The sequence below is a fragment of the Streptococcus oralis subsp. oralis genome (assembly GCF_002096435.1).
GTDB classification, from domain to species: domain Bacteria; phylum Bacillota; class Bacilli; order Lactobacillales; family Streptococcaceae; genus Streptococcus; species Streptococcus oralis_AA.
In genome coordinates this window covers 1-26,419 of sequence record NZ_NCUI01000021.1, presented here as the reverse complement: position 1 = coordinate 26,419, position 26,419 = coordinate 1, and the positions used below count along the sequence as shown (strand labels likewise).

The 26,419-nt window shown below is 43.3% G+C and carries 25 protein-coding genes, 1 tRNA gene, 1 rRNA gene and 1 other RNA gene; 1 reads left to right on the top strand and 27 read right to left on the bottom strand.

Going from position 1 to position 26,419, the window contains the following annotated elements; all coding sequences use genetic code 11:
* Positions 1-76: 76 nt before the first annotated feature.
* The 15 genes from purH to B7723_RS00730 all read right to left on the bottom strand — a co-directional run bounded on the left by purH (position 77) and on the right by B7723_RS00730 (position 17,579).
* A complete protein-coding gene (gene purH / locus B7723_RS00805; RefSeq protein WP_084849063.1) occupies positions 77-1,624 on the bottom strand; it encodes a bifunctional phosphoribosylaminoimidazolecarboxamide formyltransferase/IMP cyclohydrolase in 1,548 nt (515 codons plus the stop codon).
* A 15-nt stretch (positions 1,625-1,639) separates the two neighbouring features.
* Positions 1,640-2,185 carry a phosphoribosylglycinamide formyltransferase gene (gene purN, locus B7723_RS00800; protein ID WP_084849062.1) on the bottom strand — a complete coding sequence of 182 codons (546 nt, stop codon included), beginning with the start codon at positions 2,183-2,185 and terminating at the stop codon, positions 1,640-1,642.
* Positions 2,182-3,204, bottom strand: a complete 1,023-nt coding sequence (gene purM / locus B7723_RS00795; protein WP_084849061.1) for a phosphoribosylformylglycinamidine cyclo-ligase — start codon at positions 3,202-3,204, stop codon at positions 2,182-2,184. Before purM ends, purN begins: the two co-directional genes overlap by 4 nt.
* Before the next feature lie 44 nt (positions 3,205-3,248).
* Positions 3,249-4,691, bottom strand: coding sequence for an amidophosphoribosyltransferase (gene purF / locus B7723_RS00790; RefSeq protein WP_061428554.1), 1,443 nt, complete (start codon positions 4,689-4,691; stop codon positions 3,249-3,251).
* A gap of 93 nt (positions 4,692-4,784) precedes the next feature.
* The gene (locus B7723_RS00785) at positions 4,785-8,510 is read right to left on the bottom strand and encodes a phosphoribosylformylglycinamidine synthase (protein WP_084849060.1); all 3,726 of its coding nucleotides are present in this window, start codon (positions 8,508-8,510) and stop codon (positions 4,785-4,787) included.
* Positions 8,511-8,566: 56 nt separating this feature from the next.
* Positions 8,567-9,274, bottom strand: coding sequence for a phosphoribosylaminoimidazolesuccinocarboxamide synthase (purC, locus tag B7723_RS00780; RefSeq protein ID WP_162279192.1), 708 nt, complete (start codon positions 9,272-9,274; stop codon positions 8,567-8,569).
* 168 nt (positions 9,275-9,442) lie between these two features.
* The gene (gene comB, locus B7723_RS00775; protein ID WP_084849058.1) at positions 9,443-10,792 is read right to left on the bottom strand and encodes a competence pheromone export protein ComB; all 1,350 of its coding nucleotides are present in this window, start codon (positions 10,790-10,792) and stop codon (positions 9,443-9,445) included.
* A gap of 12 nt (positions 10,793-10,804) precedes the next feature.
* Positions 10,805-12,958: a peptide cleavage/export ABC transporter ComA gene (gene comA, locus B7723_RS00770; protein WP_084849057.1), complete on the bottom strand. Its 2,154-nt coding sequence runs from the start codon at positions 12,956-12,958 to the stop codon at positions 10,805-10,807.
* 443 nt (positions 12,959-13,401) lie between these two features.
* Positions 13,402-13,590 (bottom strand): hypothetical protein, encoded by a 189-nt coding sequence (locus tag B7723_RS00760; RefSeq protein ID WP_000722238.1) that lies wholly within the window; start codon positions 13,588-13,590, stop codon positions 13,402-13,404.
* 9 nt (positions 13,591-13,599) lie between these two features.
* Positions 13,600-13,767, bottom strand: a complete 168-nt coding sequence (locus tag B7723_RS00755; RefSeq protein ID WP_000415691.1) for a bacteriocin — start codon at positions 13,765-13,767, stop codon at positions 13,600-13,602.
* Between the two features lie 17 nt (positions 13,768-13,784).
* Positions 13,785-13,973 carry a class IIb bacteriocin, lactobin A/cerein 7B family gene (locus B7723_RS00750; RefSeq protein ID WP_049501355.1) on the bottom strand — a complete coding sequence of 63 codons (189 nt, stop codon included), beginning with the start codon at positions 13,971-13,973 and terminating at the stop codon, positions 13,785-13,787.
* 438 nt (positions 13,974-14,411) lie between these two features.
* Complete coding sequence (locus B7723_RS00745) at positions 14,412-14,648, bottom strand: acyl carrier protein (protein WP_000136435.1); 237 nt, start codon at positions 14,646-14,648, stop codon at positions 14,412-14,414.
* A 5-nt stretch (positions 14,649-14,653) separates the two neighbouring features.
* Positions 14,654-15,646 (bottom strand): phosphate acyltransferase PlsX, encoded by a 993-nt coding sequence (gene plsX / locus B7723_RS00740; protein WP_084849055.1) that lies wholly within the window; start codon positions 15,644-15,646, stop codon positions 14,654-14,656.
* Positions 15,643-16,413 carry a DNA repair protein RecO gene (gene recO, locus B7723_RS00735; RefSeq protein WP_084849054.1) on the bottom strand — a complete coding sequence of 257 codons (771 nt, stop codon included), beginning with the start codon at positions 16,411-16,413 and terminating at the stop codon, positions 15,643-15,645. The genes plsX and recO overlap by 4 nt, the downstream gene beginning before the upstream one ends.
* Positions 16,410-17,579, bottom strand: coding sequence for a pyridoxal phosphate-dependent aminotransferase (locus tag B7723_RS00730; protein WP_000366403.1), 1,170 nt, complete (start codon positions 17,577-17,579; stop codon positions 16,410-16,412). The genes recO and B7723_RS00730 overlap by 4 nt, the downstream gene beginning before the upstream one ends.
* Before the next feature lie 151 nt (positions 17,580-17,730).
* Between B7723_RS00730 and B7723_RS00725 the strand changes: the two genes are divergently transcribed.
* Positions 17,731-18,741: a YeiH family protein gene (locus B7723_RS00725; RefSeq protein WP_076984873.1), complete on the top strand. Its 1,011-nt coding sequence runs from the start codon at positions 17,731-17,733 to the stop codon at positions 18,739-18,741.
* Positions 18,742-18,769: 28 nt separating this feature from the next.
* Here B7723_RS00725 and B7723_RS00720 read toward each other — a convergent pair whose 3' ends face one another.
* The 12 genes from B7723_RS00720 to rrf form a co-directional block, all read right to left on the bottom strand.
* Positions 18,770-19,207, bottom strand: a complete 438-nt coding sequence (locus B7723_RS00720) for a CoA-binding protein (protein ID WP_084849053.1) — start codon at positions 19,205-19,207, stop codon at positions 18,770-18,772.
* A gap of 120 nt (positions 19,208-19,327) precedes the next feature.
* Positions 19,328-20,296 carry a ribose-phosphate diphosphokinase gene (locus tag B7723_RS00715; RefSeq protein ID WP_000010175.1) on the bottom strand — a complete coding sequence of 323 codons (969 nt, stop codon included), beginning with the start codon at positions 20,294-20,296 and terminating at the stop codon, positions 19,328-19,330.
* Between the two features lie 213 nt (positions 20,297-20,509).
* Positions 20,510-21,004, bottom strand: a complete 495-nt coding sequence (locus B7723_RS00710) for a beta-class carbonic anhydrase (RefSeq protein WP_162279191.1) — start codon at positions 21,002-21,004, stop codon at positions 20,510-20,512.
* Between the two features lie 72 nt (positions 21,005-21,076).
* Entirely contained in the window at positions 21,077-22,438 is a 1,362-nt protein-coding gene (gene radA, locus B7723_RS00705; RefSeq protein WP_084849051.1) for a DNA repair protein RadA, read from the bottom strand.
* A gap of 13 nt (positions 22,439-22,451) precedes the next feature.
* Positions 22,452-23,009: a histidine phosphatase family protein gene (locus B7723_RS00700; protein ID WP_084849050.1), complete on the bottom strand. Its 558-nt coding sequence runs from the start codon at positions 23,007-23,009 to the stop codon at positions 22,452-22,454.
* A complete protein-coding gene (locus B7723_RS00695; RefSeq protein ID WP_000701987.1) occupies positions 22,969-23,412 on the bottom strand; it encodes a dUTP diphosphatase in 444 nt (147 codons plus the stop codon). The genes B7723_RS00700 and B7723_RS00695 overlap by 41 nt, the downstream gene beginning before the upstream one ends.
* A 64-nt stretch (positions 23,413-23,476) precedes the next feature.
* An RNA gene (gene ffs, locus B7723_RS00690) (signal recognition particle sRNA small type) lies at positions 23,477-23,571 on the bottom strand.
* A gap of 32 nt (positions 23,572-23,603) precedes the next feature.
* A complete protein-coding gene (gene tadA / locus B7723_RS00685; protein WP_001110099.1) occupies positions 23,604-24,071 on the bottom strand; it encodes a tRNA adenosine(34) deaminase TadA in 468 nt (155 codons plus the stop codon).
* 200 nt (positions 24,072-24,271) lie between these two features.
* Positions 24,272-25,558, bottom strand: a complete 1,287-nt coding sequence (locus B7723_RS00680; RefSeq protein ID WP_084849114.1) for an adenylosuccinate synthase — start codon at positions 25,556-25,558, stop codon at positions 24,272-24,274.
* A gap of 241 nt (positions 25,559-25,799) precedes the next feature.
* Entirely contained in the window at positions 25,800-26,036 is a 237-nt protein-coding gene (comW, locus tag B7723_RS10580) for a sigma(X)-activator ComW (protein ID WP_084849049.1), read from the bottom strand.
* Between the two features lie 209 nt (positions 26,037-26,245).
* A tRNA-Asn gene (locus B7723_RS00670) sits at positions 26,246-26,319 on the bottom strand.
* A 5-nt stretch (positions 26,320-26,324) separates the two neighbouring features.
* Positions 26,325-26,419 (bottom strand): 5S ribosomal RNA (rrf, locus tag B7723_RS00665); the annotation flags it as partial.

Sequence of the window (26,419 nt, the reverse complement as noted above, 5' to 3'; positions counted from 1 at the left end):
ACGTTCGTTTTAATCTTGTTTCACTTAGCATTTTAAGCCAAAAAAGGAAAGAAACTGTTTTCTTCCCTTTCGTTTTTTAATGTCTAAAATGCCTCACGCCTGTGAAGACCATGGTCAAGCCATATTTATCCGCAGCTTCGATGGATTCTTGGTCACGTACTGATCCACCCGGCTGGATGATGGCCTTAATTCCTGCCTTGGCGATTTCTTCCACGTTATCCGCAAATGGGAAGAAGGCATCTGAAGCAAGAACAGCACCGTTAAGACAATCTTTAGCTTGGTCAATAGCGATGCGGACTGAAGCCACACGATTGGTTTGACCTGGCCCAACACCAAGTGTCATGTGGTCGTTGGTGATGATGATACCGTTCGATTTGACGTACTTGATAGCCTTCCAAGCGAACTCAAGGGCTGTCGCTTCTGTCTCGGTTGGCTGGCGTTTGGTCACCACTTGCCAGTCAGTCGGGCTTTCTTTGACCACGTCTTGGTTTTGCACAAGAAGTCCACCTACTACACCTGTGTACTCTGCTTCCACTTCACTGGCCTCTTGAGCGTCAAATGGCAAGGCAAGGATGCGCAAGTTTTTCTTTTTGTTTGTCAAAATAGCTAGCGCTTCATCCGTATAGCTTGGTGCGATGATGATTTCGAGGAAGACACCGTGCATTTTTTGAGCTGTCGCAGCATCCACCTCACGGTTAAGGACGACAATTCCACCAAAGATAGACACTGGGTCAGATTCATAAGCGTAGTCCCAAGCTGTTTCAATGTTGTCAGCCTGACCGATTCCACATGGGTTCATGTGTTTGAGAGCCACAACAGTTGGACGGTCTTTGAAATCACGGATGATACGGATAGCTGCATCCGCATCACGGATATTGTTAAAGGACAATTCTTTCCCGTTTAGCTGTTTAGCGGATGCAATGGAGTATTCCGTAGGAAGAGCTTTTTGGTAGAAGTCTGCATCTTGTTGAGGGTTTTCCCCGTAACGCATGGGTTGCTTGAGGTCATAGGTCAAAGTGAGTTTTTCAGGTTTGCTTTCACCCACTTGAGCAGTGAAATATGCCGCAATCAAAGCATCATAAGCTGCTGTGTGGCGGAAAACCTTAGCCGCCAAACGTTGACGAGTCTCATAAGTAGTTTCACCATTTGCTGCCAATTCATCAAGCACCACTGCATAGTCAGCAGGGTCTACTACAACCGTTACACTAGCGTGGTTTTTCGCTGCTGAACGAAGCATGGATGGCCCGCCAATATCGATATTCTCCACTGCATCTGCATACGTCACATCTGGTTTGAGAATCGTTTCCTTGAAAGGATAGAGGTTGACCACCACAAGGTCAATCAATTCGATATTATTGTCCTTGGCCGCTTGAAGGTGGCTATCAAGATCACGACGAGCCAAGAGCCCACCGTGGATATTTGGGTGAAGGGTCTTGACACGACCGTCCATCATTTCTGGGAAGCTCGTCACATCATCAATTGCAATGGTCTCCACCCCAGCATTATCAAGGGTAACCTTTGTCCCACCTGTCGAGATGATATCCCAACCAAGTTTTTTGAGTTCTTGGGCAAATTCAACAATGCCCGCTTTGTCTGAGACGCTGATTAAGGCGCGTTTAGTCATGTTATTTCCTTTCATTTACTTATCCAACAATTCTCTAATAACCTCTGGATACAACTTGTACTCAGTCTCATGAATACGAGCTTCAAAAGTTTCGATGGTATCATCAGCTAGCCGTGGCACACGGACTTGTTTGATGACCTTGCCTGTATCCACACCAGAGTCCACCCAGTGAATGGTCACGCCACTCTCAGTAACACCAGCATTCCAAGCATCCTCAATTCCATGAGCTCCTGGAAATTCTGGTAGGTAGGCTGGATGAATGTTAATGATCCGACCCTCGTAAGCAGCGAGCAAAGTTGGCCCAACGATTTTCATGTATCCTGCTAGGCAAACCAAGTCAATCTGGTGTTCTTCCAAGAGTTCGACAAGGGCTGCTTCGTAGTCCGCCTTGTTCTCAAACTCCTTGAGTTCAAAAGCATAGGACAGGACGCCGAGCTTGTCTGCACGTTCGAGCACATAGGCGTCACGATGGTCTGAAAAGACAAACTCCACCGGAAACTCTTCGGCAATCACCTGAAAATTTGAGCCGTTACCAGAGGCAAAAACCGCTATTTTTTTCATTTGATGATGACACTTTCGTTTTCTTTCTTGACGATGCGACCAATTTCATAGACTGGTTCATCCAGTAATTCCTTGACACGACCTACATTTTCAGGGCTAACTGCCAACATGAGTCCAACACCCATATTGAAGATTTCAAACATTTCTTCGTGTTTGATTTCACCGTATTTTTCAAGGGCTTTGAAAATCGGAAGCACTGGAACCTTGTCTTCTTCAATTTCCGCAGCTAGGTCAGCCGCAAACATACGAGGAACATTCTCGATAAAGCCCCCACCTGTGATGTGGGCAATACCGTTGACCAACTCTTCCTTGATGAGTGGCAAGACAGCCTTGACATAGATACGAGTTGGCTCAAGCAGAACTTCCTTGAGTTTCTTGCCTTCCAATTCTAGCAAGACTTCCTCACCTGTGTAGTCGGCAAAGACACGACGAACGAGTGAGTAACCATTTGAGTGAATCCCACTTGACGCAAGTCCGAGAAGAACATCGCCTTCAGACACCTTTGAGCCGTCTATGATTTGAGATTTTTCAGCCACACCGACTGCAAAACCAGCCAGATCGTAGTCATCTGCACCATACATACCAGGCATTTCAGCCGTTTCCCCACCTATGAGAGCAGCGCCTGCCTGCACACAACCTTCTGCCACACCAGCAACGACTTGTTCTAGTTTAGCTGGTTCATTCTTCCCTGTCGCGACGTAGTCAAGGAAGTAAAGAGGCTCCGCACCTGCAGCGATGATATCATTGACACACATAGCCACACAGTCCTGCCCGATGGTATCGTGCTTGTCGTACTTGATAGCCAGCATGAGCTTGGTTCCGACACCGTCAGTCCCTGAAATCAAGACGGGCTCTTTGACACCTGTTTTTGAGAGGTCAAACATGCCACCGAAACCACCTAGAGCTCCCATAACACCTGCACGCTCCGTACGAGCCACGTGCTTTTTGATCCGCTCAACAACTTCATAACCCGCTTCAACATCCACACCTGACTGCGCATAAGCATTTTTATTTGTCATCTTTGTCTCCTCTTCCTTTCCTTTAATGGAGAGTCTTTATCCATCTATTTGTAAAAACTGGTCTTTTCATCCAAACTTCTACGATAGTCTTCTTCGTAGTCGTAGAGAGGTGTTGGGTAGGCCCCGTCAAAGTAAGCGACACAGAGACCACCGTTTGGCGCATCTGTTTCGATGCCGATAGAATCAATCAAGCCATCAATAGAAAGATAGGTCAGACTATCCGCACCAATGATTTGGCGAGTTTCTTCGACCGTATGATTGGCCGCAATCAGCTCCTGACGCGTCTGGATATCAATCCCGTAAAAACATGGATAAGCTAGCGCTGGACTGCCAATAGCAACATGAACCTCAGACGCACCCGCTTCTTTCAAAAGCTGAACAATACGGCGAGAGGTCGTCCCACGAACAATGGAATCATCCACCATCACCACACGTTTGCCTTTGACAACACCCGAAACGGCAGACAGTTTCATCCGTACCCCTTGCTCCCGCAATTCTTGAGTCGGTTGGATAAAGGTACGTTGCGTGTATTGGTTCTTGATGAGACCCATTTCATTTGGCAGACCTGATTCTTCTGCAAATCCCATAGCTGCGCTAAGTGAGGAATTGGGCACACCGACCACAATATCTGCCTCATGCTTAAATTCACGCGCTAATTGAGCCCCCATACGTTTGCGAGCTGTATGGACATTAACACCATGGATATTAGAGTCAGGACGGGCAAAGTAGATATACTCCATAGAGCAGATCGCCAACTGGGTATCATTCGTATAGCTATCATACTGAATCCCATTGTCATCCACGATTACAATCTCTCCTGGTTTCACATCACGAATCCACTCGGCACCAATGACTTCAAAAGCACAGGTTTCTGACGAAACCACCACCGCTCCGTTGGCCATTTTCCCAATAGAAAGTGGACGGAAGCCATTAGGATCAAGAGCCGCAATCAACTTGTCCTCAAACAGCAGGATATAAGCAAAGCCACCTTTTACAAGGCTGAGCGCCTCTTTGATTTTGCCCATCAAGTTCGGATTGTGACTCCGACGAATGAGGTGTGCCAAAATTTCCGAGTCCGAAGTTGAACTGAAAATTGCTCCTCTTTGTTCCAATTCTTTCTTGAGCGATTCAGCATTGGTCAGGTTTCCGTTGTGAGCAAGTCCAAACTGCATATCATGAAAGCGAAAGAGGAAGGGCTGGATGTTGTCAACAGAAGCTTCGCCAGCAGTCGCATAACGCACATGCCCAATCGCGCTCGTTCCAGTTAGTTTATCCAAATTAGCAGGATTTCTGAACACTTCTGATAAAAGCCCCATATCACGATGACGCTTCAATTGCCCCTGATCATTGGAGAGGATTCCTGCCCCCTCCTGACCACGGTGCTGAAGACTATGGAGCCCAAAATAGGTCAATTTAGCAGCATCTGGATGCCCCCAGATACCGAAAACACCACATTCTTCATTAAGAGATTTTACTTCGTATGTCATTTTTTATACCTAATTTTTATTTGTGTAGCACCAAGAGCTAAATCTACATGACTTTTACATTACTGATACTATCTATTAGAAAATCTGTAAGTCTTATTTTCCAGTAAAGTATTTAACCGCCGACGCAAACAGGTGCTGGTCTTTATTTCCTGGGATGTTTTGGAAAATACCGTCTTCATAACGTTCTGAGTGTCCCATTTTACCGATGATTTGACCATTCTTGCTAGTAATTCCTTCGATGGCATTTACCGAACCATTTGGATTGTACTTAGAGTCCATGCTTGGTTTACCCTCGAAGTCAACATATTGGCTAAAGATTTGACCATTGTCACGAAGCTCTGCGAATTCCTCAGCTGTCACGACAAACTTCCCTTCACCGTGCGATACTGGGATGGCATGGATATCGCCCACTTGTACTCCAGCCAACCATGGTGAGTTGGTATTGGCAATTCGCGTTTCCACCATCTTAGCTACGTGCTGGTTGGCATCATTGTAGAAAAGGGTTGGACTAGTACTGCTGGCATCCTCAAAGTTACCATATGGAAGAAGACCTGATTTGACCAAGGCCTGGAATCCATTACAGATACCGATAATCAAGCCACCACGAGCGATAAAGCTATCAATGGCTGAACGTACTTTTTCATTAAGAAGGATATTGACAATAAACTTAGCTGAACCATCCGGCTCATCCGCAGCTGAGAAACCACCTGCAAAGAAGAGAATGTTTGCCTTGCCGATATTGTCAACCATGGTTTCAACTGACTTGACAATTGCTTCTTCATTCAAGGTCACGAATGGCACCAAGTTAACCTCTGCACCTTCTTTTTCAAATGCCTTGGCTGAATCATATTCCGAGTTGGTTCCTGGGAAGACTGGGATGTAAACCACTGGTTTTTCAATAGTTTCCTTGTCTTTGATGACTGCGCCAGAAGCGACAGCTGGCACTTCTGCCAGTTCTTTAGCTTGGGCAAATTCAGTTGGGTAAACTTCTTCCAATTTTCCTTGAAAGGCACTGTCAAGTTTCTGTCCATCTAGCTTCACACCGTTGACAAGGAGTGTAAAGTTGGCACTTGTTTGTCCAATCTTCTCCACTCCAATGATTTCTTCAGCCGAAGTGAAGATAAATCCGCCTAGCTGAGCTGTCAAAGCCGTTTCAAGTTCAGGCAAGGTTACCTCTGCACCGATATGATTCCCAAAAGTAGCAAGAGCCAAGCTTTCAAGGACACCACCATATTTAACAGCTGATGCAGATGTTACTTTGTGTTCAGCTTGGATGGCTTCAAATTGAGCAAAGTTAGACTTAATCAAGTCAAAATCAATCTCTGCAGCAAGAGCTTGACCTAGGATGTAGTATATGTTTTCACCAGCAGTCTTGAACTCAGGAGAGAGGACCTTACGGCTATCTGCCGTCGTCACCCCAAAGGCAACCAAGGTTGGTGGTACGGTTAATTCTTCAAAAGTACCAGACATAGAGTCTTTACCACCGATAGATGGCAAACCAAGTTGGATTTGTGCTTCGATAGAACCTAGAAGAGCTGCTACTGGCTGACCAAAACGCTCAGCTTGTTTGTCCATCCGCTCAAAATACTCTTGATAAGAGAAGCGGGCCTTAGACCAGTTGGCACCAGCAGCCACCAAACGAGCGGTTGCTTCGATAACTGCATAAGCAGCGCCATGGTATGGAGACCATTCTGCCACATATGGATTGAATCCTTGGGCCATGACAGACGCAGTGTGAGTCACACCGTGCTGAACTGGTAATTTCTGAACAGACGCCTCAGTTGGTGTGAGTTGGTAGCGACCACCAAGTGGGTGATTGACAGTTGAACGACCGACCGAACAGTCAAAGATGGTTTGCAATCCTTTTTGACTCGCATGGTTGAGATCAGACAGAACCGCAAGGGTATCAGCTTCAAGTGTGTCAGCGCTTGTTGTGCGTTCTTCTGGAAGTTTGACATCCTTGTCCACAACCTTGGCATCGACAACGACACGCACACCATTGGTATCAAGGAAACGCCGTTCCAAGTCGACAATCGTTTCGCCATTCCAGTGCATGACAAGATTTGGTTTTTCAGTTACTGTTGCCACCACAACAGCGTCAATATTTTCTTTATTACATTCTGCAACGAAGGCATCTACATCCTCAGGACGAACCACAACTGCCATCCGTTCTTGAGATTCAGAAATAGCAATTTCGGTACCGTTCAATCCTTGGTATTTAAGAGGCACTTTGTTGAGGTCGATTTCCAGACCGTCTGCCAATTCACCGATAGCTACACAGACACCACCTGCTCCAAAGTCGTTGGATTTCTTGATGAGACGAGTGACATCGCCATTACGGAAAAGGCGCTGAATCTTGCGTTCTTCGATGGCATTCCCCTTTTGAACCTCAGCTCCAGCAGTCTCCACAGACTCAACTGTTTGAACCTTAGAAGAACCCGTCGCACCACCGACTCCATCACGGCCAGTCTTACCACCGAGCAGGATAATGACATCTCCCGCTTCCGGTTTTTCACGAACCACATTTTCCTTTGGAGCTGCACCAACAACGGCACCCAACTCCATGCGTTTAGCTACAAAGCCTGGGTGGAAGTACTCACGAACATAGGTCGTTGCAAGACCAATCTGGTTACCATACGAAGAATAACCATGAGCCGCTGTTTTAGAGATGACTTGTTGTGGCAATTTCCCAGCACGCGTTTCTGAAATCGGAGCTGTAATATCACCGGCACCTGAGATACGCATAGCTTGGTAAACGTAAGAGCGCCCTGACAACGGGTCACGAATAGCTCCACCGATACAAGTAGCCGCTCCACCAAATGGCTCAATCTCCGTTGGGTGGTTGTGGGTTTCGTTTTTGAACATAAGGAGCCAAGGTTCCTTGACACCATCAACGTCCACTTCGATTTCAACCGAGCAGGCATTGATTTCGTCAGACACTTCCATGTCGTCCAAACGCCCATTAGCACGCTCATAACGACCGAAAATAGTCGCCATATCCATCAAGGTTTGTGGCTTTTCAGACCGACCTAATTCCTCGCGCATAGCGATATATTTGTCATAGGTTGCCTGTAATTGTTTTTGGAACTTAGAAGCTGAGAAATCAATCTGTTTCAACTCAGTCTCAAAAGTCGTGTGACGGCAGTGGTCAGACCAGTAAGTGTCCAAGACCTTGAGCTCTGTTTCCGTCGGCACACGCCCGATTGACTTGAAGTAGTCTTGGATAAAGAGCAAATCATCCACTTCCATGGCCATCCCTTGCTCGGCCTTGTAGCGAGCAAAGTCTTCTGCCGTATAACTTTCAAAGAAAGTCAATTTAGGAATGGTCTTGTCCGACTCTGAAAATTCCTGCTTGGCAATCCCTGTCGTGATGTCCTTGAAACGAGAATCAACTGGGTTGAGCAAGTAGTTCTTGACCGCTTCCAACTCAGTCGCATCAATATCTTTATTAACCAAGTAAAGCTGGGCTGTATTGACTGTCACATCACTCGAACTTCCCAGCAAAAGCAAGGCTTCCTGTGAAGAAGCTGCACGCTGGTCAAACTGTCCTGGCAGACTTTCAATGGCAAAGAAAGCATAGTTGGCAAGATCCGCTTGCACGGCCGCTTCGTCCAAGACATGATCCGTCACCTGCTCAGAGAAGATGTGTTTTTCCGCAGGTGCAAACAAGTCCTCTGCCAAATCAAAGACATCATAAACCTGCACAATGCGAATACTTTTCAAAGTTGAAAGTCCCAAGTTGTGCTGGAGCTCCCTTACCAAACTCTCTGATTTAACCTGAAAATCAGCCTTTTTCTCAACAAAAATACGTTTATCCATCAATTCTTATTCCTTTATTTCAGCTCTTGTAATGTTCTCAAACGAACTCATGGTTGTTATTTCAACTCCTGCAATTTCTCCCAGACAACTTCGTAAACATCTGTCAGTTCTCCCAAACCACGACGGAAAACATCCTTGTCCATGTGGTTGCCATCCGCATCCCACAAACGGCAGTTATCTGGTGAAAACTCGTCTGCCAAGATAATCTTGCCATCCTTGTCAAAACCGAATTCTAGCTTAAAGTCAATCAATTTAAGACCAATCTCAGCAAACCAAGCCTTCAAAAGTTCATTGATACGACGGGTTTCTTCCTTCAAGTAAGCAATCTGCTGGTCATCCGCAATTTTAAGGAATTTCACATGCTCGTCATTGATAAAGGGATCATCCAAATCATCATTTTTATAGTAAAATTCGACAATTGGAGTCTCAAATGCAATACCTTCTTCTACGCCAAAACGTTTTGAAAAGGAACCAGCCGTGTAGTTGCGGAGCACAACTTCCAAAGGAATAATCTCAACCTTTTTATTGAGCTGTTCCGTGTCTGAAAGTTTCTCCACAAAGTGAGTCGCTACACCAGCCACATTCAATTTCTCAAAAATAAAAGATGAAATCTGATTATTCAAGACTCCCTTGCCCGCAATCTGCTCCTTCTTGACACCGTTGAAGGCAGTTGCCTGGTCCTTGTAAGTTGAAATAATGAGATTTTCATCCTCAGTTGTATAGATATCCTTGGCTTTTCCCGAATAGATCAGTTGTTTTGACATTTTAAAGTTCGCCTTTCGTTTTACTTGAGCACATTCTACCACAAAAACATGAAAAATTCAAGGTTTTTACGAATAAATAACATTTTCCTATTTTAAGCATAAAGAAAAACTGCAAGATGAACTCTTCTTACAGTTTTAAAATCATTTATCCTCTGAAAAACACGAATATTACCCTTTATTCAAAAATTGATCCCAAAAATAACGGAGATAGCTTTTCTTTCCCGTAATCATCTGCAGGCGGCCTTCTAAACCATAGCGAAGTTTTTCAGCCTGCTCAGAAGTCAGATGGGTCTCCGCCTCAATTTTAAAGAAATTTCCTTGTTCAGTTTTTGTAGCTGTCGCATCAATACTTGTAATCGTAGAATCCAGGAAAATTTGATTCTTCGCATCATTAGTCGTAGTATAACGGACAGAATCCCCAATCTTGACTCTAGCAACATCTTTTGAACTGAGATAGGCTGTGAGTTTAGTTTTCCCTTCTTTTTCCAAGGATGGGTAGAGTTGGGCTAGCAAGGTTCCTTCTGCGACCATCGTAGATTCACTAGTCTCAGGATTGAGGTGAAGCACCCCATCCTCACTTGCTGTAATCTTCCCTTTATCTAGGAGACCTCCCTGTACCTTCTTACCCGATTCCGCCTCCAAAATTTTCTGATCTAGAAGAGTTAATTCCTGGCCAACTTTGACTAAGTGCTGAGACTTGAGCGATTCCAGCTGACTATCCAGTCCCGTTGCGTGGGCCTGTTGAGCTCCAGAACCCGCATACTGTACACGATACGTAGCTAGACTAGACTCTAGCTGGGCAATTTGAGCATCCACTTGCGCAATAACTTGCGATTTAGCTTGCGGATTTTCTTCACCTTGGTTTTTATAGGTCTGGTAAAAAGAGTAGGCTGGATTCTGACTATCCAGTTGATCTCCCTTTTCAATCGCTGACTTGGCTGTTTTGTAGTCTCGTATTTTTTCCTCTGTTTGGCTGATAAGATTGCCAATCTCGGCCTGGCTCTGACTTGCTGCCGCATTCTGCGAGGAGATGTTAGCATTTTGCTGAGAAACATTACTTCTTAGACCATGCGCTTGGCTGAGATAATCTCGAAACATCTCCTGGTAACCAAACTTATCCGCCTCTGGAAATTGATCACTCCCCTCTTTCAAACTGGATTGCAAATACCCCAACTGCTTTTTTTGATCCTTTAGCATCTCCAATTGACTGGCATATGCCTCAACCTGGACAGCCTCCGCCCCTTGCTGGTACTGAACGAGCAGATCTCCTTTCTTAACCAGCTTATTTTCTTCCAAATGATTGACAAGAATGCGATTGTTGCTAGTTGACTGGATATTGGCAAGGATACGACTAGGCTCGACAGTAGCTCTAGTAGACAAACTCATCTCCTTCTCTGCAAAAACTGCAAATCCCAGTAAAAACACGAACAGAAGTGACATAGGTAAAATCACCCGACTGGAAAAATTATGATAACGACGATTATAAAACTCCGCACTTTCTAAAAATTCTGGTTTCATCTTCTCCTCTTTCTAGCTATTGACCAAATGGGCATAAAAGCCATCCTGTGCAAGCAAGTCTGCAGGGGTGCCTTCTTCGACAATCTTGCCCTGATCCAAGACAACAACCTTCTCTGTCCGCTCAGCGATGGTCAAGCGGTGGGCGATGAAAATAAGGGTCTTGTCTAGTGTCATGAGATTATCCACGATCCGCTTCTCTGTCAAGATATCCAGACTGCTGGTCGCCTCGTCCAATATCAGAACAGGCGCATCCGTTAAAAGAGCACGCGCCAAAGCGATTCTCTGCCGTTGCCCACCAGAAATTCCAGCCCCATCCGAAGTTAATTCTGTCTGGTAATTCAGTGGCATGCGCTCGATATCCTCCCGAATCTCTGCCAACTCGACTGCTCGTAAGATATCTTCCTGAGTCGTCCCCTCCTTAGCTCCAAGGAGAAGATTCTCCAAAATCGTTCCGTTAAAGACATAGGGCTGTTGAGGCAGGTAGTTGATATACTGACGCAAGGCCTTTTTGTCAATCTGATTGAGATTGACACCACCCAGACTAATCTCTCCCTGACTAGGATCGTAGAAATTAACCATCATCTTGGCTAAGGTGGTCTTTCCTGACCCCGAAATCCCCACAAAAGCCATCTTAGACCCTTGTGGAATGGTCAAATTGATATCCGACAAGACATCACGACCATAGCCATACTTATAGTGAACTTGCTTGAAGGTCATTTCTCCCTTCATCATGCTCAAATCTTCTACCGTTTTCTTCTCCTCAAACTCCGAAGCTACTAGATAAACCTCATTTAAGCGATTATTGGCAACCTGCGCTGTCTGAAGTTTGGTTTGTAGGTTAATGATATTTTCCAAAGGATTGGTAAAGTAAACAAGCAGGGTGTTATAAGTAATCAGCTGACCCAAACTCATTTTCCCATCCATGACAAGAATAGCTCCCAGCCAGAGAACGGCGACATTGAGCAGGAGCTGGGCAACTTTTTTCAGAGCCTTTTGCTGGCTTTCTGCCCGACTATAGGTAAAAGATTTTTTCAGATAAGCCACAAATTCCTTATCAATCTTTTGATAGCGCGAACTCTCACTGGTCAACGACTTAATGGTCTCAATGCCGTTGATATCCTCGATGATAGAAGAAGACAGAACCGCATTAGCTTCCATGGTATCCCGATTCATCTTTTCAAAAGGCTTCATAAAGGCAAAGATAATCACTGTATAGATAGGAAGCGCAAGTAGACTAATGAAAAAGAGCGTCATATTTTGTGAAAACAAAACCAGCGAGATAATCAAAATCGTCGACACATCTAGGAAAATCGACAGAATGGTCGACGCCAGCGCATCGATGATACTGTTGGCATCTGTAAAACGAGACACGATTTCTCCTGTCCTGCGTGTCGCGAAAAAGGACATCGGCAGATGAAAAACATGCTTGATGTAGGACAAAATCACATCGATGGACAACCGTTGACCCAGAACAAGTAAGAGATATTCCTGCGCGTAGGACAAAATCTGCTGGAGAATATAGACAATAACTAGTCCTATTGAGATAATGCCCAAGGTCGAACGCATCTGGTCTGGTACGTAACTGTCAATGATAGACTGCAGATAATAAGAACCTACAATGTTAATCAAGGTCACCAAGAGTGTCGCTAGGACGATATTGGTAATCAAGCCACGCTGTTTGAATAAAATCGGCAAGAAGGATAGGAGCCCCTGTTTTTTCTCCTTATGAGGTTTATAGCCTGGAGATGGCGCCATAAAAATACTAATCCCTGTCCACTCTTGAGCAAATCGCTCACGGGAAATCTTGGTTAGCTTGACACCAGGATCTGGATCAGCGATATGAATGTGCTTTTTATCCTGACCTGTCACCACATAGTAGTGGAGTAACTTCCCTTCCTTGAGCACATGAGCCACAAAAGGAAAGGTCAAATCTGGCAGATCAAAGAGCGTCATATCCGCCTTGATAGCCCGCGTCTCAAACCCAATCTCCTCTGCCACCTTTACAAGTCCCAAAGCAGTCGTCCCATCCATAGTCGTCTTGGCCAACTCTCGTAGATGAGCCAAGGAGTAATAACTACCGTAGTAACCAAAGACCATAGCCAAGGAAGCCACGCCACAATCCATCTGATCCACTTGGGGACGATAGTGCCTTTTCCTAAATTTCATATCCTTCTCCTTTTTCTAACAATCTCTTTAAAAATTTGTAAGATTATTTTAACCAAATAAGGATAAAAACAGGAGAATATTCCCAAATAAACTATTTTTACGCCTAAAACGCACTTTCAAAAGCATAAACTATCATTTAAATGTAAAAAGCAGAACAAAAGTTCTGCCTGTTTAAAGTAACCGTTAAAAAATGAAGGCCCAGAAATAAACTATTCTGAAATGATATTCTCTTCACTTCTATAAAGTAAGATAAAGGTCATCAAAAATAATGAAATCGTAGGTAGATCAAAATATTCAAACCATGTAGGTAGATGTATCTTGTTTATATCGGCCACGATTCTAATAATTAGATAAGCTATCGAGCTAAATAATACAGTGGTCTCTAGCCAAGCTTTTCCTAGTAATTGAACAACTTTCATCTCAAACTCCGATCTGATGGTTCATCAATTTCCAATCGTACTTTCTTTTGTTTTGTACTTGTATCCTACATAAAACAGGCCAAGCAGAATTGGATAGGTTTCTGGATAAAACAGAGTATTGATCGGATTTTTCATAATCAAATACGTTGCGATATAAAGAATAATCGATACGACAAAATACCCCTCAGCAAATCCTAATAAGATTTTTTTCATAGCAGACTCCTATTTACCTGAAAAGAGTGCTCGAGTTGTTAAAATAGCTCCACCTGTATATACAAAACCTTTTACGAAACCAACTGCCACAGGGATAAGAAGGGGAAAGGCTCCCCCTTGAATTTCCTGCAAGTCCGTATCAGTCATTGTTTCAAATTTTAAAATAGATTTTTCCATATCATCTCCTCCTTCTATTACCATCTACCCGTCACATAATTATAACCTGCAATTCCTGCTGCAGTAATTCCACCAGCAATTTTAGCTGCTGTCACAGGATTAGCAATCACCCAAGCTACAATCGGCCATGCTCCCCCATTCACATCCGTCAACTCTTCTTCTGTAAGAGCTACAAAGTTCTGTTCCATGTTGTCAAAATTTGTCATTTGTTTTCTCCTTATTTTTTCTATATATTTAATCTTTAACCTCTAAGCCACTTAAATAGCCAGATTGGGTAAATTACTGAAATCATTTTCTTCTCTCCTTCCTTTTCTTCTCACTTATCTATTCGAGAAGTAATTTAAAATGAACAGGTAAATTTCATTTATTTTAAATACCATTTGATCAACCATGGCAATAAGATTGGTAAATACATCGCGTAATCTCCTTCCCTTTTCCTTACCTATCTATTCGAAAAACAATTCGAAAATGAACAATTCATTCATTTTTATTTTAAAAACCACTTAATAAACCACGGATAAAAACCGGTCACATACATAAACGTTCCTCCTTTTTCTTTCTCATCTCTTTATTCGCAATTTCTACTAAAAGTTTCTCTTTTTTCCGCAAATAAAAAAACAACATGACTTGCATGTTGCTTTTGGCTATTTTTTATCTTTAATAATTGCTACTACATCCGCTACACTTTGAAGTTGATCGATTTCCTCATCAGTGATTTCGATACCAAATTCATCTTCTAGTGTCAAGACAAACTCCATCAAATCCACTGAGTCCGCATCTAGATCGTCTTTCAAACTTAAGGCCTCTGTTACGGCAAAGTCTTCTCCCTGTCGCTCTTGGATAATGGTTACAATACGGTCAAAAATTTCTTTTTCTGTCATCTTTTTTATTCTCCTGAAAATTCACGCGCAGTCTGAGCAACTACGTCTGTTTCTAGCATGGTACGAATCTGACGAATCGTACTGTACACAGCATTGGCATCACTTGAGCCATGAGTTTTTACAACTGGCGCCTTGACGCCAAACAAGACTGCTCCTCCAACATCTGAATAGTTGAGCTGTGTCTTCAACCCCTTAAGACTATCCTTGAGAAGTAGAGCACCAAGTTTTGCTCGAAGCCCACCACCTGTAATAGCTGTCTTGAGCAAGCCCATGATCCCCATGGCTGTACCTTCAATAGACTTGAGCACTGCGTTTCCCGTGAAACCATCTGTTACTACTACATCAGCCACTCCATCCATCAGGTCACGCGCTTCTACGTTTCCGATAAAGTTCAAACTTTCATCAGCTACTAGCAAGTCATATGTTTCCTTACGAAGCGGATCTCCCTTGCTGCTTTCTGTTCCATTGTTTAGCAAACCAACACGTGGTTTCGAAACCCCACGAACATTTTTCGCATAGAAGGAGCCTAGAACAGCGTATTGGTGGAGGTGCTGGGCTGTGTTTTCTGCATTGGCACCGAGATCGAGCATGTCAAACCCTTTGCCATCGATAGTCGGCAAGGTAGACATGAGCCCTGGACGATCGATATTCTTGATACGACCCACAATGAAGAAGCCTGCAGCCAACAAGGCACCTGTGTTCCCAGCTGAGAGGACAGCGTCTGCTTCTCCCTCCTTGACTGCCTTGGCTGCTAATACCATGCTGGCATTTTTCTTCTTACGGATAGCTTTTGTCGGCTCATCGTCTGAGTTAATTTTCTCATCCGTATGGATAATGCTGACACGCTCTGTCGCTGTTAGATATTGCTTAATCTTACTTTCATCTCCGTAGAGCTGAATCTCAATATCTGAAAAGTCAGCAAGGGCTTGGTTGACACCCTCAACGATGGCCTGAGGTGCGTAATCGCCCCCCATGGCATCTACTGCGATTTTTTTCATTTGTCTTCCTCTTTTAGTAATTGTCCCCAGTCGGCTAGGGAATCAATAAATTTCTTTGATTTCAGGTGAATCCCGACGTACTCTTCGTAGAGTTGATCCATAAATTGGCGTAGCTCTTGCTTGATTTCGGCCTTAAGCGAAATGGTCTCCAAAGTCTCAAAATCAATGGCTTGAAATTGATTGAGCAGATAAGGGATATTGGGATTTAGATGACAACGTTTCTCGTCCTCATGGTAATGGTCTGGACAGAGGCAGGCTACATATTTGAAAGAAAAGTCAAAGGCCTGACCTACCCGATGGCAAAAGACACACTCATTAAAATTGAGGCTGATTCCAAATCGAGTCAAGATTTGAATTTCAAAAATATTGGTTAAAACCTGATAATCTATGCCTGCTTCCATCAACTCCAGAGTTTTCCTCAAGAAAGCAAACAAGGGAGCATCCTGCTGATTATCCTGCAAACTAGCATCTGCAAGGGCAGCCACATAGGTTGCATAGGCCATGACAAAGAGATCACTATTAATCTTGGGAAAGGTCATCACCTCATGGTAGTCCTCGATGTAGCTAAGCCCATCATCATTGATGCGCAAGAGAAATCGTGCCAACACCAAGGGCTGAATAACCGGAGCTAGTTTGGACTGGCCAGCGTGTTTAACGAAGAACATGCGCTTGCCCGCCTGCTCGGTAAAAATTTTGACTAGCTTGTCATCCTCACGAAAGTTTCGATTGTAGAGCACCAAGCCTTGACTCGTGATAGACTGAATCATGCTTCTCTCATGTACTCCTCAAGTCGTTTCATGGCCTCTCTGATCGTTTCCATGCTGGCTGCATAAGACAGACGCACATAGCCTTCTCCGTAACGTCCAAAGGCTGCACCAGGGATAAAGGCAACGGCCTTCTTCTGAGCAAAATCCTTCAGAAAAGCAAAGGAGTCTTGATTGTAACCTGTTGGAATCTTAGCAAAGATATAGAAGGCACCGTCCGGTTTGATAATATCAAAACCAAGAGCAGTCATCTTTTCGATGATATAATCTCGACGCTGGATGTATTCCTTTTTCATAGGCTCTGCGTCGTTTTTACCAGCGGTCAAAGCCTCCACCGCAGCATGCTGAGCCATCGTATTTGCAGCAGTAACCAAATATTGGTGACTCTTGATCAACTGAGCTGTGAAAGCCGCAGGAGCAAAGATAAAGCCTAAACGCCAACCAGTCATAGCATGCGATTTAGACAAGCCATTAATAATAATAGCCTGGTCTCTCAGCATAGTTCCCAATGATACATGATTTGCCCCTGTATAGGTCAATTCTGAGTAAACCTCATCACAGACAACAAAAATCTCATACTTGCGTAAAACGTCTGCCAAGGCTTCCAACTGCTCCCGACTATAGGTAATTCCTGTCGGATTGGCTGGATAGTTGAGAATAACTGCTTTGAGCTTGTCCCCTTGCTCCAAAATGGCCTTTTCCAACATCTCAGGAGTCAAGACAAAACCATTTTCAGTTGTATCAATCTCGACAATCTCTGCCCCAACTAGATTGACAATCGGCTCATATCCTGGATAGGCAGGAGCTGGCAAGAGCACCTTGTCCCCCTCTTCCAAAATAGCCGTCAAAGTAGCAGATAAAGCCTCTGTCGCCCCAATTGTAACTAAAATTTCATTTTCAGGATTATAATCTAGCTGGTACTTTTCTTTTACAAAGTCGCTAGCAGCCTGACGCAAGGTCAGTAAACCGCTCATCCCTGTATAGTAGGATTGGTTCTGATCAATGGCTCGCTTAGCTGCTTCCTTGACATGATCTGGCGTTGTAAAATCAGGTTCCCCCAAGGTCAAACGCAAGACCCCAGGAATCTCTGAAATTGCCTGGTCAAACTGGCGAATCAAGGAAACTTGAATCTTGTCTAACTGTTTATTAAAGCTCTTGGTTAAGTCCATAGATATCCCCCTTGCTTACAGAACATAGTACTATTATACTACAAAAGCTCCCTGACCGCAAAATCCATCTGAAACCTGCATTTTTCACTTTCTGTTTTACTTTTCTTCTCGACAGGAGTATAATAATAAATGCTTATTTTCGGAGGTTTATATGTCATTTTTATCAAAAAATGGAGCAGGCATCTTTGCCTGCCTTCTCATTTCTATCGTATCTTGGTACTTAGGAGGATTCTTTCCTGTCATTGGCGCACCCGTTTTTGCCATTTTCATAGGAATGCTCCTAAATCCCTTTCTCTCATCCTATAAACAACTGGATGCTGGATTGACCTTTAGTTCTAAAAAATTACTCCAATATGCCGTTGTCTTGCTTGGTTTTGGTCTCAATATCTCGCAAGTCTTCGCAGTTGGGCAATCTTCACTCCCTGTTATCCTCTCCACCATTTCAATAGCCCTGATTATTGCCTACCTCTTCCAGCGCTTCTTTGCACTGGATACAAAACTGGCTATCTTGGTTGGAGTGGGATCTTCTATCTGTGGTGGCTCTGCCATTGCTGCGACAGCACCCGTTATCCATGCCAAGGAAAAAGAAGTTGCCCAAGCCATTTCCGTTATCTTTTTCTTCAATGTCTTGGCTGCGCTCATCTTTCCAACCCTAGGAACCTGGCTTCACCTATCCAATGATGGCTTCGCCCTCTTTGCAGGAACTGCGGTCAATGACACTTCCTCTGTAACGGCTACCGCCAGCTCCTGGGACAGTCTTTACCAGACCAATACCCTTGAGTCTGCAACCATTGTGAAACTCACGCGCACCCTAGCTATCATTCCCATTACGCTCTTTCTCTCCTACTGGCAAAGTCGCCAGCAAGAAAATAAACAAGGCGTACAGCTGAAAAAAGTCTTCCCACTTTTTATCCTTTACTTTATCCTGGCTTCTCTATTAACGACTCTTCTCACCTCTCTCGGTGTGTCTAGTAGCTTCTTTACCCCTCTTAAACAACTCTCCAAATTTCTCATTATCATGGCTATGAGTGCCATCGGTCTCAAAACCAATCTGATTGCCATGGTCAAATCCAGTGGGAAATCCATTCTTCTTGGAGGCCTTTGCTGGATTGCTATCATCCTTACCAGCCTAGGCATGCAGGCATTGATTGGTATTTTCTAACACAAAAGGTAGCCTACTGGCTACCTTTTTATTGTTCAAGAATTAAGCGTGTGTGTTCTCTCTTGATACAGCGATTCATCACGATGTCATCGCATCCTCCAGCACGCAAGATTTCTTCCGCTTCTAGGCTTTCAAGTCCCAGTTGTGCCCAAAAAATCTTAGCATCAGCCTTGAGAAAATCACGCGCCACATCTGGTAAAAACTCGCTACGTCGGTATACATTGACGATGTCTACAGGGAAAGGGATTTCAGCTAGACTTGCATAGGCCTTTTCTCCCAAGATTTCCCCACCTGCAGCCTTGGGATTAACTGGAATGACTTTATAGCCCCGAGCCTGCATTTCCTTAGTCACTCGATTGCTAGTTGTTTCTTCACGATCGGACAAGCCTACTACCGCTAACGTTTTACTGGTTGCAAGATACTGACGTACCACACCATCACTTGGATTGATAAATTCTTGACTCATAGAAATCCTCCTTTTCCATCAGTATAGCATATTTTGAAAAGGCTTGCAGATTTTGACTACAAAAAATCTCCTAGCAAGAAAAGAAACCTGCTAGGAGAACGATCTATTTCAAGTGAAAGTTTAGATTTTTTTCTCGATACTAAATAATGGAGAAAGAGGACGTTTTTCGTGGATACGAATAATAGCATCTCCCAGAAGATGAGCAATCGAAATTTGTTCAATCTTATCAATCAAACGCTCTTCTGGTAGGTAGATAGTATCCAAAACAACCAATTTCTTAATAGCTGATTTTTGGATATTGTCCATAGCTGGCCCCGAAAGAACTGGGTGCGTACAGCTTGCATAAACTTCAACAGCACCTGCTTCAGCAAGAGCGTCTGCCGCATGACAAATAGTTCCAGCTGTATCGATCATATCGTCAATCAAGATACAAGTCTTACCTTCTACCTTACCAATGATGTTCATCACTTCACTGGTATTCATCTTATCTACACTACGGCGTTTGTCAATAATCGCAATCGGAGTTTTCAAAAACTCTGCCAATTTACGAGCACGAGTCACCCCACCATGGTCTGGGCTGACAACCACGTAGTCAGAGCCAACCATGCCACGACGTTCAAAATAGTCCGCAATCAATGGAGCACCCATCAAGTGATCTACGGGAATATCAAAGAATCCCTGAATCTGTGCAGCGTGCAAATCAATCGTCAACAAACGATCTACCCCAGCAACTTCTAGCATGTTTGCAACGAGTTTTGCAGTGATTGGCTCACGCGCGCGCGCTTTTCTATCCTGACGTGCATAGCCATAGTAAGGCATAACAACATTGACAGATTCTGCACTAGCACGCTTCAATGCGTCCACCATAATCAAAATTTCAAGTAAATTATCATTTACAGGTGAACTAGTTGATTGTAGGATAAAGACGTGTTTTCCACGGATAGACTCTTCGATGTTGACCTGAATCTCCCCATCTGAAAATTGGCGAACAGTCGATTTCCCCAACTCTATCCCAATCTCTTGCGCCACACGCTCTGCCAATTCTCTATTTGAAGAAAGGGCAAACAGCTTTAAATCAGAAAAAGACATGATTTCCTCCGGTATTTATGTATCACTTTTTTTTACACAACATTTTCCATCTACCATTGTAGCGCTTTTTCCTTTATTTTTCAATCAAAAATAAAACAAGAGTAAACATTTATACCCTTGTTTTATGCCATTTTATATTAGCTATATTAAAACTAAAAATCCTACATTTTAACAATCAATTTTATGCTAGGATGAAATTTTTTCGAGACAAAGTTAGTATACTTCTCTCATACTTCCTGTATCCACATCATAGACAGCACCTGAAATAACCACATCATCAGGAATCAGTGGAGATTCTCGAAGCAATTGCATATCCTCTCTCACACTCTCTTCAACATCCTGGAATGGTAAAAAATCTTGATCAGACACATCAACCCCGAGCTCGTTTTTCAAATGTTCATGAAAACTTTCATTTTGAAAGGTTTGAGCTCCACAGTCTGTATGGTGAAGCACCACGATTTCTCTTGTCCCCATTTGTTGCTGGGAAATCACCAGTGAACGAATCATGTCCTCAGTTACTCGACCACCTGCATTCCGCAAGATATGGGCATCCCCAAGGGCCAAACCTAGAGCTTGCGCAACGTGTAGACGTGAGTCCATACAGGTCACGATAGCTACTCTGGTTTTGGGTTTAAGTGGCAGATTTAACTGCCCATGTAGGGCAACATAAGCCTGATTGGCTTGCATAAACTGTTCAAAATACGACACGATTCCCTCCTCAAAAATTTGATAATCAAATATTTCTCCTATCTTATCATTTTTAAGAGGATTTGTCACGGATTATGCAAAGACCTTTTTCAAAACTTCCTGAATCGTTGTCACACCAATGACTTCAATTTCCTTGGGTGGAGTGATTCCTGTCAAGGAATTCTTGGGTACATAAATCTTGGTAAAGCCCAGTTTTGCCGCTTCATTGATACGTTGTTCGATACGATTCACGCGCCGAATTTCTCCGGTCAAGCCCAGTTCACCCACAAAACATTCCTGAGGATTGGTAGGCTTGTCCTTGTAACTAGAGGCAATAGCCACTGCAACGGCTAAGTCAATGGCAGGCTCATCCAATTTCACGCCACCAGCAGATTTGAGATAGGCATCCTGATTTTGCAAGAGAAGCCCTGCTCGTTTTTCCAAAACAGCCATAATCAGACTCGCACGATTGAAATCAAGACCTGTCGTCGTGCGTTTAGCATTTCCAAACATGGTTGGTGTTACCAAAGCCTGAACCTCCGCCAAAATCGGACGGGTCCCTTCCATGGTCACAACGATTGACGAGCCAGTAGCCCCATCCAAACGCTCCTCTAGGAAAACTTGACTCGGATTGAGTACCTCAACCAATCCACCCGACTGCATCTCAAAAATCCCAATCTCATTAGTGGAACCAAAACGGTTTTTGACTGCCCTCAAAATACGGAAGGTATGGTGGCGCTCCCCTTCAAAGTAAAGCACCGTATCCACCATATGCTCCAACATACGCGGACCAGCCAAGGTCCCTTCCTTGGTCACATGCCCTACGATAAAGATGGCAATGTTATTGGTCTTAGCCAGCTGCATAAGCTCAGCGGTCACCTCACGCACCTGAGAAACAGACCCCTGCACCCCTGAAATCTCAGGAGACATAATCGTCTGGATGGAGTCGATGATGAGAAAGTCTGGTTGGATGCGCTCTATCTCAGCTCGAACACTCTGCATATTGGTCTCTGCATAGAGATAAAACTCGCTATCAATATCCCCCAAGCGCTCTGCTCGTAACTTGATTTGCTGGGCAGACTCCTCCCCACTGACGTAGAAAACCGTACCCACTTGGGACAACTGGGTTGAGACTTGTAGGAGAAGGGTTGATTTCCCGATTCCTGGATCCCCACCGATAAGGACGAGACTTCCTGGTACCACTCCGCCTCCAAGTACACGATTAAATTCCTCCATCTCCGTCTTGGTTCGATTGACATTGATTGAAGTCACCTCAGCCAGTTTCATAGGCTTGGTTTTTTCACCTGTCAAGGACACACGCGCATTCTTGACCTCGGCAACCTCAACCTCTTCTACAAAAGAAGACCAAGACCCACAGTTGGGACAACGTCCTAGATATTTAGGGGAATTATACCCACAATTTTGACACACAAATGTCGCTTTTTTCTTTGCGATGATAAACCTCTTTCTATATCTCTAACTCACACTCAATCACTTGACAAAAATCAATCTTCTCATTTGGCACAAACTGGCGCATGATCATTCGATGAGCAACAACTACCACAGTCTGATGTTCTCGATACTTAGACATACATTCTAGAAAACGAGACTTCATCTCTTCAGCTGTCTCATATTGAATAGGACTATTAGGAAGTAACTCCCCCTTATTTTCTAGAAACATAGTACGAGCTTTTTCAAAATTATCTGTGCCACTTTCATAGATCTTCCATTCATGTAATAAAGGCTCTACTCTTAAAGGAAGACCCGTAGCACAAACCACATAAAAAGCCGTTTCTAAAGCTCTTGTGACTGCAGAAGATATGATTATTTCTGCTGAAGGGAGTAAAGGATTGGTGCTCAATTCCTGGGCTTGCTGTCGTCCCTTCTCAGACAAGGGGGCCAAATCTATCCCAAATCCCATATAAGAACGCTCCTCTAACTCACGATAATCTGGCTCCCCATGGCGTACAAAGATAATCTTCATTCTAGTGCCCTGTTGATCCAAATCCACCAGTTCGCACACCATCAGCCGCATCTCCATCTGCGATTAAGAAAGGCGCAAAGACAGCCTGAACCACTCGTTCCCCAACTTCAAGAACAACCTCTTGATCTGTAATATTCTTCATCTGAGCAAAAATATGCCCTTCATTCCCAGGATTTCCATAATAATCCCCATCAATGACCCCAACTGAATTAATTAAAACCAAGCCCTTCTTACGAGGATTTGAAGAGCGATCATAGAGGTAGAGAACCTCAGTCGGCTGCATATAAGCCTTAACCCCTGTCGGAACCAAGACAATCTCTCCTGGAGCAATAACCGTACGCACAGCAACCTTTAAGTCGTAACCAGCCGCATGCGCTGTCTCACGCTTGGGTAATAAATTTTCATCTGTAAAACTCGAAACCAATTCAAAACCACGAATTTTCATATCTTTCTCTTTTCTATTCTATAATCATTTATTCTAGGCTATTTTATCTTATTTATTCGAAAAAAGCACGAAAAAAGAGCACACAATTCACACTCGCTTAGGGCTGCTGGATTCCTCCCCTGACCCGCTTCACGCAGAACTGTTGCTCCACTATTTATTATACCACATTCCCCTCGGTTTTTAAAGAGAAATTATTTTTTCCGTCGATTTCGGAAAAAATCCTGCATAATCGCTGCACACTCACTCTCCAAAACTCCCGTTTCAACCTCTACACGATGATTGAGACGCTCATCTGTCAAAATATCGTACAAACTTCCAGCTGCACCAAATTTCTGGTTTTTAGCCCCGTAGACTACCTTTGGAATACGGGCAAGCCCGATTGCCCCACTACACATCACACACGGCTCTATGGTCACAAAAAGGGTACAATCCAGCAGGCGCCAACTCTCTTCACTCACATTCGCATTCTCTATAGCCATGATTTCTGCATGCATGACCGCCCGTTGCAACTCCTCGCGCGCATTATGCCCCCTACCAATGATTTCTCCATCCTTGACAATCACACAACCAATTGGAATTTCATCGTGTTCTAAGGCAATCTCAGCCTCTCTCAAAGCCTCTCTCATAAAGGCTTCTTTTTCTTCAACTGTATAATTCATCGTTCTTCTCTTTTCCTACTTGTCGATTTTATTATTATATCATGATTCTCAACACAAAAAAAGCCACCGAATGCGGTGACTTAATAGGGAGATTATTATGAAAAAGAAAAGTTTAGGATATTTGTTACAACAAGTTAGGAGGTCTTCTTGTAACTGTCTATAGTATACCCAACCTGTCTTAAACTAATCTTAAAAATCTCCTATGACCAAACACTTTCTAAAATATTAGTTTGTTCACGACCAGGTCCTACTGAGAAAGTTGAGATACGAACACCAACCAACTCACTTACACGACGAACATAGTTACGTGCATTCTCAGGAAGGTCTTCCAAATTACGGACTCCAGTGATGTCTTCTGACCAACCTGGCAATTCCTCGTAGATTGGCTTACAACGTTTCAACTGCTCAAGACTAGCAGGATAGTAATCAATACGTTGACCATCAAGATCATAGGCCACACAGATTTTCACAGTATCCAAACCACTCAAAACATCTATAGAGTTCAATGAAAGATTGGTAATCCCAGATACACGGCGGCTGTGACGCATCACAACTGAGTCAAACCAACCCACACGACGTGGACGACCAGTTGTTGTACCGTATTCATGACCTACTTCACGGATGCGATCTCCCACTTCATCAAATAATTCAGTTGGGAAAGGTCCGTCTCCTACACGACTTGTGTAGGCTTTACATACACCTACAACCTTGTCAATCTTACTTGGGCCAACACCAGACCCAATCGTCACACCACCAGCGACAGGGTTTGACGAAGTAACAAATGGATAAGTCCCTTGGTCAATGTCCAACATGACACCTTGAGCACCTTCAAACAGCACACGTTTGCCATTATCAAGTGCGTTGTTCAAGATAACGGATGTATCTGTCACATATTGCTTGATTTGTTGACCATATTCATAATACTCTTCAAAAATATCATCAACTGAAATAGGGGTGCTATCATATAATTTTTCAAACAGACGATTCTTCTCCGCAAGATTGCGTTCCAAACGTTCACGGAAAATATCCTTATCCAAAAGATCCGCAATACGAATTCCAACACGAGCAGCCTTGTCCATATATGCTGGACCGATTCCTTTTATTGTAGTACCAATCTTATTGTCACCCTTAGCCTCTTCTTGCAAGCGATCCAACTCAATATGGTAAGGCAAAATAACATGCGCACGATCAGAGATACGTAGATTATCTGTTGTAACACCTTCTTCATGCAGATAAGACAATTCTTTCACAAGTGATTTAGGGTTTACAACCATCCCATTCCCAATAACAGAGATTTTTTCAGGAAAGAAAATTCCAGATGGAATCAAGTGCAACTTAAATTTCTTACCACCAATCACAATCGTGTGACCAGCATTATCACCACCTTGATAACGAGCAATTACCTCTGCATTAGCTGAAAGAAAATCAGTAATTTTCCCTTTACCTTCATCACCCCACTGGGTACCTACAACAACAACTGAAGTCATAATAAAATTCGTCTGAGCTACTAGGAGCTCGTCCTTTCTCACATACATGGCAGGAATTTCACCCACAATTATATCTTACAATTTATTATAAGAAAAAAACACTATTTTATCAAGAAGAAACAGTAGAAAAGATTTGGAAATTCTTTCATTTCTAAATATAAAAACCTTTGATTATAAGCTAATTCTATATTTTTTAAAAACTAGCTACAACTATCGTTCGTAATTATGATATAGATAGTCTCTATTGCATGAGAGTTGTACCACCTTGCAGTAATTTATCTAGATATAGACGATAAGCTGTTCTAAAGTGATATAGAGAAAAGTCCCTATCACTTTTAATTTTAAATCGGATTAAGTAATATAGTAAAAAACGTAGATGAAGTGATTCCCACTCTGAACAACTCTGGCCTAAAGAGGCATATTCTTGTTCAACTAGTTTCAAAAAGACAAATGCTCGATCATAAAATTTCTGAAGCATATAAAAACTCCCTTTCTTATTAGTAACACTAGTCTAACAAAAAAAGGAACTAAAAAAGCTTCAAATTCTATAAAAGAAGAATTTAAAGCTAAACGAACTAAAAATAAAATAAAGAGGTAATTATAGATTTAAAAACTAAAATTTGAAATTTCAACAGTCCACTATATTTATAAATAAAAAAAACGCTCAATTGAACGTTTCGATTTATACTCCGCCAGTAGGACTCGAACCTACGACATCATGATTAACAGTCATGCGCTACTACCAACTGAGCTATGGCGGATAAAAGCTAAGCGACTTCCATATCTCACAGGGGGCAACCCCCAACTACTTCCGGCGTTCTAGGGCTTAACTGCTGTGTTCGGCATGGGTACAGGTGTATC

Bases quoted from the DNA above. Each gene is read 5' to 3' on its own strand.
- purN (WP_084849062.1), bottom strand. From the start codon at position 2,185: ATGAAAAAAATAGCGGTTTTTGCCTCTGGTAACGGCTCAAATTTTCAG.
- B7723_RS00720 (WP_084849053.1), bottom strand. From the start codon at position 19,207: ATGAGTCAAGAATTTATCAATCCAAGTGATGGTGTGGTACGTCAGTAT.
- comA (WP_084849057.1), bottom strand. From the start codon at position 12,958: ATGAAATTTAGGAAAAGGCACTATCGTCCCCAAGTGGATCAGATGGAT.
- B7723_RS00760 (WP_000722238.1), bottom strand. From the start codon at position 13,590: ATGAAAAAAATCTTATTAGGATTTGCTGAGGGGTATTTTGTCGTATCG.
- B7723_RS00785 (WP_084849060.1), bottom strand. From the start codon at position 8,510: ATGGATAAACGTATTTTTGTTGAGAAAAAGGCTGATTTTCAGGTTAAA.
- purH (WP_084849063.1), bottom strand. From the start codon at position 1,624: ATGACTAAACGCGCCTTAATCAGCGTCTCAGACAAAGCGGGCATTGTT.
- B7723_RS00680 (WP_084849114.1), bottom strand. From the start codon at position 25,558: ATGACTTCAGTTGTTGTTGTAGGTACCCAGTGGGGTGATGAAGGTAAA.
- recO (WP_084849054.1), bottom strand. From the start codon at position 16,413: ATGATTCAGTCTATCACGAGTCAAGGCTTGGTGCTCTACAATCGAAAC.
- plsX (WP_084849055.1), bottom strand. From the start codon at position 15,646: ATGAAAAAAATCGCAGTAGATGCCATGGGGGGCGATTACGCACCTCAG.
- B7723_RS00715 (WP_000010175.1), bottom strand. From the start codon at position 20,296: ATGTCTTTTTCTGATTTAAAGCTGTTTGCCCTTTCTTCAAATAGAGAA.
- comW (WP_084849049.1), bottom strand. From the start codon at position 26,036: ATGCTTCAGAAATTTTATGATCGAGCATTTGTCTTTTTGAAACTAGTT.
- B7723_RS00695 (WP_000701987.1), bottom strand. From the start codon at position 23,412: ATGAAAATTCGTGGTTTTGAATTGGTTTCGAGTTTTACAGATGAAAAT.
- tadA (WP_001110099.1), bottom strand. From the start codon at position 24,071: ATGAATTATACAGTTGAAGAAAAAGAAGCCTTTATGAGAGAGGCTTTG.
- B7723_RS00725 (WP_076984873.1), top strand. From the start codon at position 17,731: ATGTCATTTTTATCAAAAAATGGAGCAGGCATCTTTGCCTGCCTTCTC.
- comB (WP_084849058.1), bottom strand. From the start codon at position 10,792: ATGAAACCAGAATTTTTAGAAAGTGCGGAGTTTTATAATCGTCGTTAT.
- B7723_RS00755 (WP_000415691.1), bottom strand. From the start codon at position 13,767: ATGGAAAAATCTATTTTAAAATTTGAAACAATGACTGATACGGACTTG.
- B7723_RS00700 (WP_084849050.1), bottom strand. From the start codon at position 23,009: ATGGTGTGCGAACTGGTGGATTTGGATCAACAGGGCACTAGAATGAAG.
- B7723_RS00730 (WP_000366403.1), bottom strand. From the start codon at position 17,579: ATGGACTTAACCAAGAGCTTTAATAAACAGTTAGACAAGATTCAAGTT.
- B7723_RS00745 (WP_000136435.1), bottom strand. From the start codon at position 14,648: ATGACAGAAAAAGAAATTTTTGACCGTATTGTAACCATTATCCAAGAG.
- B7723_RS00750 (WP_049501355.1), bottom strand. From the start codon at position 13,973: ATGACAAATTTTGACAACATGGAACAGAACTTTGTAGCTCTTACAGAA.
- purM (WP_084849061.1), bottom strand. From the start codon at position 3,204: ATGACAAATAAAAATGCTTATGCGCAGTCAGGTGTGGATGTTGAAGCG.
- purC (WP_162279192.1), bottom strand. From the start codon at position 9,274: ATGTCAAAACAACTGATCTATTCGGGAAAAGCCAAGGATATCTATACA.
- purF (WP_061428554.1), bottom strand. From the start codon at position 4,691: ATGACATACGAAGTAAAATCTCTTAATGAAGAATGTGGTGTTTTCGGT.